Source organism: Cryobacterium sp. 10I1 (genome assembly GCF_035019805.1).
GTDB classification, from domain to species: domain Bacteria; phylum Actinomycetota; class Actinomycetes; order Actinomycetales; family Microbacteriaceae; genus Cryobacterium; species Cryobacterium glucosi.
Genome location: NZ_JASJVF010000270.1, coordinates 1 through 4,109 on the forward strand (window position 1 = coordinate 1; position 4,109 = coordinate 4,109).

The 4,109-nt window shown below is 60.9% G+C and carries 7 protein-coding genes; all 7 read right to left on the reverse strand.

The features are described 5' to 3' along the window. On the reverse strand, positions 1–402 hold a 402-nt coding region (locus QN345_RS16215), incomplete at its 3' end, for a sigma-70 family RNA polymerase sigma factor (protein ID WP_323508876.1). Then, complete coding sequence (locus QN345_RS16220; RefSeq protein WP_323508877.1) at positions 399–995, reverse strand: hypothetical protein; 597 nt, start codon at positions 993–995, stop codon at positions 399–401. The genes QN345_RS16215 and QN345_RS16220, both read right to left, overlap by 4 nt. Before the next feature lie 131 nt (positions 996–1,126). Next, positions 1,127–1,729, reverse strand: coding sequence for a hypothetical protein (locus QN345_RS16225; protein ID WP_323508878.1), 603 nt, complete (start codon positions 1,727–1,729; stop codon positions 1,127–1,129). Positions 1,730–1,830: 101 nt separating this feature from the next. After that, positions 1,831–2,445, reverse strand: a complete 615-nt coding sequence (locus QN345_RS16230; RefSeq protein ID WP_323508879.1) for a hypothetical protein — start codon at positions 2,443–2,445, stop codon at positions 1,831–1,833. 686 nt (positions 2,446–3,131) lie between these two features. Continuing rightward, a complete protein-coding gene (locus QN345_RS16235) occupies positions 3,132–3,281 on the reverse strand; it encodes a hypothetical protein (RefSeq protein ID WP_323508880.1) in 150 nt (49 codons plus the stop codon). A 13-nt stretch (positions 3,282–3,294) separates the two neighbouring features. Further along, complete coding sequence (locus QN345_RS20645; RefSeq protein WP_416347671.1) at positions 3,295–3,624, reverse strand: DUF4190 domain-containing protein; 330 nt, start codon at positions 3,622–3,624, stop codon at positions 3,295–3,297. Positions 3,625–3,825: 201 nt separating this feature from the next. Then, on the reverse strand, positions 3,826–4,109 hold a 284-nt coding region (locus QN345_RS16240), incomplete at its 5' end, for a LysM domain-containing protein (protein ID WP_323508881.1).

Here is a 4,109-nt window from a genome sequence, read left to right on the forward strand (position 1 = left end):
ATGGACAAGGCGGATCAGCTCACGCTGGTTCCGCGGCAGGACCTCGAGGGCACGTCGAACATCGAGAACCGCGGCGGATGCGTCTGGTTGCGGCGTTTCGATCAGGTGGGCCCGGAGTTCATCGGTGAGGGTGATGCGTCGGCGCTGACCGCGCGTCCAATTGGCCAGGACGCGGCGGGCCGTGACGAACATCCACATCCGCGCGCCCTGGTCATCCGTCGGCACCTTGTCCAGTCTCCGCCAGGCAACCATCAGGGTTTCCGCGAGAAGGTCGGCCGCATCGGCCTGGGGAGTGACCCTTCGCGCAAAATATCGGAGTAGGTCGCCGGCCAACTGACCGTGCAATTTTTCCAGACGTCGTTCGGCTGAACCCACGGAGGTGACATCGGGCGGCCGGCTCACTTGTCGGGCCCTGTATCGCAGCGTTCCGAAGCGGACAGCGCAACTCCGTGACCCAAGTACCCGGCCTGCGTCATAGCTTGGGCGATCTGCTCAGTGACCTCTCCGGTCAGACTGCCCGCCTCGGTCTTGCCCTGTCGCGCCAATGCGAGCCAGTCAAACGCGGACCGTTGACGGAGAGTGGCCTCGATCGTCGACCAGTCATGGCCCTGCAGAAAGGCGCGTGCGTCGGCGACGTGGGCATCCGTGTTCTCGTCTCCGGTTGCGTAGTCCGGTTCCACCCGCATCACGATGACACAGCCAGTCAGGCCGGTGCCGTCCGAAACGGGGAACGCCCGATCCAACACGATGTCAGGAGCCCATGGGGCCCACTCGATAAGTCCGGGAAGCGCGGAAGCGCCGGTGCCAGCGAGCAACACAACGCCGACGCCGATACCCCCGATGACGAAACGACGATGGCGCCGACGCCGAGCTGCGTGGTCGAGCGCAGCGACTGACCCCACCAGACGCTGAAGTGATGGCGCTACATGTGACGTTTCGGCCTCTGGGAATGGATCCGTCTTCTTCAAGGCCGCACTGAGACCGACGTCGTCCATCTCTCCCCCTCCCCCGAGCTCGGCACCCGAATTCTGTCTTCACTCACCACATGTCTGGTCGAAGACACTTCTTAACTCGGGACGATGGAAATTCTTCTCCCAGACACCGCTGTGCCGTCGGTTGGTGTCGCTCACACGCTAGCGACGCCCAGGGCGCCTGCGATCCAGCATCCCACCTCGCTTGTCGCGAAATGCTTACTTGCGTCTTCTAACAATCGAGGCCTGTCACGGTTCAACTCTCGCTTCATGTTGCCCAGGGACACGTCAAAATACTCATTCCGTGAGAAGTTCTCGTCGTAGTAGACATAGCCGCCCAATCGATCCAAGAACTGACTGTTTTCGCGGGAAATCACTCGTAGATCGTGAGTTGCACGAATCAGATCCTCTGAGGTTTCCGCGACGCGGACGGAGTCTGCAATCACCGCCCAGACATAGTCGCTTCGTGTCGGCGGTTCCAGGGCCATCGCCACAAACACGTTTGCGATATCCACTCGAAACTCCTCGTCAGTAACAAAGTCGTCACGGTACCGGCTGACCATTTCGAGCAGCACAGGATTGTTCGAATCGTGCGAGATCCACTCAAGTGCGCAGCTGTCGATTGAGCTGCGCAGACCAAGCCGCAGCTCCCATCGTGCGACGGCGTCGAGCCAGCGTGCTCGTGGCTCCGTGAGGTGGTCTGGAATCCTCGGAGGTGACGATTCTTTGCCGGTGGGCCGTTCAAGATTTCTAGTCATCCTCCTGGAAGCTCCTACGACTACGTCTGGTGGGTACCGACGAACTCAAACAGCTGATCTGGTGGCGAAGTGTCGTCAGTCACCAGCACCTCGAACCACCACTAGATCGCGGCGTTCGCCTCCAGTTCATTCCGGATTGCACTCAGTTCGCCGGCCACATCAAGGGACTTGCGCATAGTGCCCCGTGCAACCCGAATGGGCAGAACATCGATTATCAGGGCGGAGCCTGCGTCGCCAGTGATCTGAAATCTCACTCCTGGCCACCAGCCGCCCCTGGTCGTGCTGATCCGCGCCGGTTCAACCCCAGCGACGCGCGCAATCTCCACCCGTGCCGCCAACCATGCGTTGGCCCCGGCGTAGATCCACAGCGAACCCCGGTCCATAACAACGGTGACGTACGCACCGTTCAACGAGCGGATGCGACGGCCACCATTTTCAGATGCCAAGCGGCGCAGCGTCATGACCGCAGGGGTATCGGCCACGAACTGATGGAGAGCAACATTCGGATGCGCCTGCGCCACGACTATTGCGCGCTGATCCGTCCGACGGGCGATGATCCAGAACGCCAACGCGGTAACAGCCGGAATACCAAAGACAATCAGCCCCAACGGCGCCGCAGAAAGAACACTGGATTCGTCCCCTCTGAGCACGGTCCACCACACCACACACAGGGCCAGTGATAAGGCGGCCAGACCGCCGAAAACGCGCAGGAGCATGATGCGACTTTAGCGCGCACCGGGAATGGCAAACGCTGCAGAATACGCCCCAATTATTCCGCCGTGACCTTGTTGGTTTCCTCTGGACGGGAGAAGCCTCGGTCCTTCTAGTCGCAAAAGCTCCGGAATCCCCGAGTCTTCCTCGCGAGAGCGGCTCGAGCTCGCCAACCTGCGGCTATCCCTCCGCGAAGGGACCGGCCCTAGCGCTCGACGGGGTAACCTGCATCGTTGAGCGCTCGATCGATGCGACCCATATCGAGCCAACTGCTTATCGTTGCGGACCCAGTTCCTCCGCCAAGTGCCCACTTGATACGAATGTTGCCAACTCCCCGTCTTAGGGAACCAATACTGTTTCGGGGAATCCACGCCGAGGTACCCAGTGACGTAACCAGAATCCCGTGCTCATATATCTTTAGAGATCGAGGGAAAGGCCAACTAGCGTTTACCGGCGCGCGACCAATGCGAAGGCCGATTCCTTGCGGAGCGAATTTCGCTAACAGTCGCCCGCGGTCCTTCTCGCTTTCAGAAGTCTGATCGCTCACGTCGCCAGTCTCCTCTTCTCTCAATCGGAACAACGACAGGCGAGACGAATGCCACGATTGCGATAACCATGTTGCCCAGTATTAACCCCGACCGGAAACAGGGCCATTTCTGCCAACTAAAAACAGGGCCACTGTCGTGTGTTCCTAGCGTGCCGTGGTCGCGATGGCTTCGTGTTGTCGAGCCGGCAGGCCGTCGTACTTGAGGCTAGTGAGGTCGAAGTGGCGGACGGTGTGGTCGATCATTGCAGAGGCGATGGTGAGGTCGCCGAAGGCGCCACGGGCCTGCGCGTCCACTGCACGGGTCTCGTCATCCGAGATAGAAACGGCCGATCGCGTAGAAAACGAAGTCGATGAGGCCAATGCACATGCCCGCGATCGCCAGACCCCGACCACGTGCCCCCGTCCGACGTATGGTCCGGAGCGCACGGCCGCAGAGTGCCGTAGCCAACGCACCGACGAATCCGAAGACGACCAACCCGACGCAGGCGAGTACGAAACCCCAAATGGCCATCCTGTTGAATGGCGGACGGGTCCTCTGGACGCCGTCGAGCGCCCACGGATCCACCGGCACAGGTGCAGGTGCAGGTGCAGGCACGTCGTAGTCGTCCCGCGGAACGGGAGGCGGGAAATCTGTCATGGCGAACCCTCTCTTCGAAAGAACCGAGGGCAATCGGCGTCCCCCGACAACGAACTTACTGCCGATCGCGGACTGCCCCGCCTTTTCGAAACTCCGGGGCTGGGGTCACCTGAGCATCATCAGCGGAGGTCCCAGCGGAATTGACCAGCTCACCTTGGTCACCACCGCAATCAAACCCGTCGCCCCGGACCGGACTTCCACTCACCAACGAAGGCCACGCGAGTCCATTGACAGGTTTATCGTGATGTTGGCCAGGTTGAGTCGATCGCCGAATCGATCCGGGTTGAGCCATTCGAGGTCATCTGGGGTGATGCCGAACCGAGCAGCGATTGCACTCTCCGTGTCGTTTGGAGCGATCCGGTAGCTGACGGGAGTGCCGTCAGCTCCAATGGAAACCTGACCTCGCGCGCCCTCGGCGGAGCCATGGTCGGTGACATTAGGGCCCGCAGTCATGTTGGGAAGATCCCAGGTGAGTGTGGCGGTCG